At 33.7% G+C, this 3,535-nt stretch carries 4 protein-coding genes; 1 reads left to right on the top strand and 3 read right to left on the bottom strand.

Annotated elements, in window-relative coordinates:
• Positions 1-336 precede the first annotated feature (336 nt).
• Positions 337-954 (top strand): hypothetical protein, encoded by a 618-nt coding sequence (locus AC3DU7_RS04920; protein ID WP_488038241.1) that lies wholly within the window; start codon positions 337-339, stop codon positions 952-954.
• Between the two features lie 168 nt (positions 955-1,122).
• Here the strand turns inward: AC3DU7_RS04920 and AC3DU7_RS04925 are convergent, their stop codons facing one another.
• From AC3DU7_RS04925 to AC3DU7_RS04935, 3 genes are all read right to left on the bottom strand, one after another.
• Entirely contained in the window at positions 1,123-1,953 is an 831-nt protein-coding gene (locus AC3DU7_RS04925) for an ATP-grasp domain-containing protein (RefSeq protein ID WP_488038242.1), read from the bottom strand.
• A gap of 272 nt (positions 1,954-2,225) precedes the next feature.
• Positions 2,226-2,783 (bottom strand): ExbD/TolR family protein, encoded by a 558-nt coding sequence (locus AC3DU7_RS04930; RefSeq protein ID WP_488038243.1) that lies wholly within the window; start codon positions 2,781-2,783, stop codon positions 2,226-2,228.
• A 395-nt stretch (positions 2,784-3,178) separates the two neighbouring features.
• Positions 3,179-3,535: MotA/TolQ/ExbB proton channel family protein (locus AC3DU7_RS04935; protein WP_488038244.1), on the bottom strand; the 357-nt coding region annotated here is incomplete at its 5' end.

Genomic DNA, 3,535 nt, shown 5'->3' on the forward strand with positions numbered 1-3,535 from the left:
TCCCCCTACTCCCTACTCCCTACTCCCTACTCCCTCTTTTCCGGAGAGGTCTAATGTTCCCCCGGAGGAAGAAAATTATATTACGCATTTTTGTTGCCTTAAAAGACTAATACTACCATATTTCTATACTTTTTATCTACTGTATTTTAGGAATTTGGCGTAAGTCCTGTTTATCTAATTTATATTTATAAAAAAATTATTAAATTCCTATAATTAGCTTTTAACAAAAGGATAATAATCATGGATATACTTGGCAAAAGTACAGGCCATCCAGCCAAGAATAGTGTAAATATCACATAAGCTGAAACCACTAATTTAAGATTGGAGAATACTAACATGAAATCAATACTGGCATGGGTAATTTCAGTACTACTGGCATTCACCTGTTTAGGGATTAATCCAGCTACTGTAGCTGCTCAAGAAAGTATAATTGTAATCGAAAATGATGTAGAAGATGATGGTGATTGGACTTTAGGTTCAGATAAGCACTTCTTCCCTGATGGGGCTGAAGGTTGCAAAGCTACTGCTGGTAAAGTAACTCTAGGAATGGCTAATAGTTTCCCTGAATACGGAGGAAAAGCCTTTGTTAATTTTGATTTTCCTCTAGTTCCCGGCGACTATGTTGTAACTATTGATGTCTGTAACTTCGATGGACCAAAAGATCAGAATGGAGTATCAGCGGATCTTGCTCATGCTGATTATATTGGTCTGACTGTTGGAGGAAGTAAAGATAATCCTGGTACATTACTTACTACTGCTATTGAAGCATCTAGTTCAAAGCCTCGTGTTAAATGGGCAGAAACTAAGGAGTGGTCATTTAAGTATACTTTTGCTGAGAACGATCCTAACTTGGGAGCTAATATTGGATTTTTGATAGATACACCAGCAAAAGGGGAATTCTTAAATATGAGTTTTGATAACCTCAAGATTCAAACACCTCCTTTTAAAAGCTAAAAATTGATATATTTACTTGAAAAGCGATCGCTCAACTCAAAAAAGTTAGAGCTATCGTTTTTCTATTTCCTCCTGTTTACGGAGCATTCCGAAGGAAATTCTGGCTCCTGCCCTTACTAAAAAACTTTATTCAGCAAACCCTAATTACTTCTTTAAAGTTTGTCTTATCTAAATATCGTAGGCATACTGATAATCTTCCCAAGCAGCTTTTGCACCAGCTTCTACTATTAAACTTAAGTCACAATCATATTCTCCAGCACAACTAAAAGAACCAAATTCTAGTATGTAAAGATCTCTTTCTGATTCACAAATATCTATGGTATAAAGCAATTCTGGATACCAATTAACTTGATTCAGCACTTTATTCAAATAGTTTTCTAAATAACTGCTTTTGACTCTTTCATTGATTCTTTCCTCTCCTACTAGATAAAGTGAACCAGTAATAATCTCATTTTTGTAAACAAAAAATCTCCATTCTTTTGCAATTAAACGTTTAGCAGCAACTAGCACTAAAGTTGTTTCATCTGTTCTTAATTCTTGTCCTAAAGTCATCATTGTATTTAAAATTTTTAGGTTAAATACTCCAGCACGAAATGACTTCATATTGCTATTGGGTCGGATAAAAATTTCACCACTAGACTTAAAGTATTCTAGAATTTCTATTTGTCTTCTAATTAACTCTGCTAAAGGCAGAATAAAGTATTTATTATTAAGTAAATAGTTACCAAAGTAAGCATAGTAAGTTGAACAGCGAAGATTTTTTTCATTCATATATGCTCCGGGAGTCCAAGCACTTCTTAAGACATCTCGACCCAGGTTAAGGGTACCTTTGAAAATAACACATTCATCATTGGGAAAATATTTATTTGCTTCTCCTGGTCGGAAATTAAGATATGTTGTTCGTTTGTAAATATATCCTTGCTTACTTAATTCTGCTAAAAATTGCTCTTCGCGATCGATAATATTTTTTTCAACTAACCAATTTACTTTTTTTACCATTCATTTTTCAGTATCATTTTTGCATTTGCCACTACTGTATTTGAACTATCAAAATTTTTTATTCTTTTTTTACTTCTTATGTTATAGCTCTTAGGTTAGGTTTAAAAATAAAATACAACTAGACCCAATCTACACGAGCTAAATATTAGTGGAGTTTTCTAATATAGTAGTGGCAATTACCATTAATACTTATACTAATTCTACTGAAGTAATATTAAAAAAAAAGTCTTTTTAGGCAACAAGAAACAGATATTTGTATCAAATGAAAATACTCAATCTGTAGATGACTCTGGAGCAGGAGGTAACTGAAATTGACTGGGGTTAACTATCCTCGCTGGAGTTGGTTGTTGTTTGGACTCAGACTCAGAGGGGGTTACTGACTCTTCAGTATTATTATTGTTAGTAGCACCAGGACCGGTTTGAGGTGCTCCTGGTAAAGTTGCTAGAGCCACGCGATCGCCTCCTACTTCTCGCAATAAATCTAGAACTTGCACAACATCATTATATCTTGCTTCTTTAGGAGCATATAATACCACTACTCCACGAGGATTAACTTGATGATATCTCCGCACAAATTTTTCGAGTTCAACTGCGTTCACAGCTTGTTGTTCAATAAAAGTTTTTCCTACCTCATTCACACTTACAAGTAACATATCTTGTGATTGAGGTTTACCCGTGCTAGCTTTTGGTAAGTCAACATTAATTGCCTGTTGACGAGTGAGTTGTAAAGCGGCTAAAAGGAAGAAAGTTAGAATGCAGAATATTACATCAATTAGAGGTATTAACTCAATTCTAACTTCTTCAGTAGCAAATTCTTGATTAAGTTTCATTGTTTTTTTGTTTGGATAAAAGTCGCTTCAGTTATCAGTTATCAATAGATATCTCTAGAAAAGAGGGAGTAGGGAGTAGGCAGTAGGCAGTAGGGAGAAAAAATTGATAATTTTTGTGTGAGAATTGATTTTATTTTTGATTTTTACCAGATATCTAATAGACATATCTAGATAAAGAGGGAACAGGGAATAGGGAACTCTTCACAGGAGGGTGAGTAATTGATAATTTATGTAAGATAATTGATTTTATTTTTTATTTTTGGAGATGTCTATTACTAAAATTTCAAAAGCAAGTATCAAAAATTTTAATCAATATAATTCTTTACCAACAACCTCTTAACAATTTAATGGCACGAGTTCCCTTACTCCCCTACTCCCCTACTCCCTGGAGACATCTAATTATTATCTGGCTCATCTGCAGTTGTATCAATATCCTTATCCTTTTCTGCTGAAGAATCTGTTGGTTTTGTATTCTGTTCTAAAGAATCTGGAATATTCTGAGAATTCTGATTCCATGTAGGAGAAAAATAAGTGTTATTACCTGGTGAATTGTATTTATTTAAATTATTTAAAGATGTCTGTTGCCAATATTGTCGGTAGAGTAATTCTAATTCATTACCAGATTTCCGAAACACCTTCATTTGATTAAATAACAAACTTTGAAATAATCGATAAAATACTAAACTAATAATCGCTACTACCAAACCAGCAGCAGTACTAATTAAAGCTTCACCAATACCAACTGTCACTCC

This window comes from Okeania sp. (assembly GCF_983059655.1).

Coding starts and splice junctions, on each gene's coding strand:
- AC3DU7_RS04925 (WP_488038242.1), bottom strand. CDS start 1,953: ATGGTAAAAAAAGTAAATTGGTTAGTTGAAAAAAATATTATCGATCGC.
- AC3DU7_RS04920 (WP_488038241.1), top strand. CDS start 337: ATGAAATCAATACTGGCATGGGTAATTTCAGTACTACTGGCATTCACC.
- AC3DU7_RS04930 (WP_488038243.1), bottom strand. CDS start 2,783: ATGAAACTTAATCAAGAATTTGCTACTGAAGAAGTTAGAATTGAGTTA.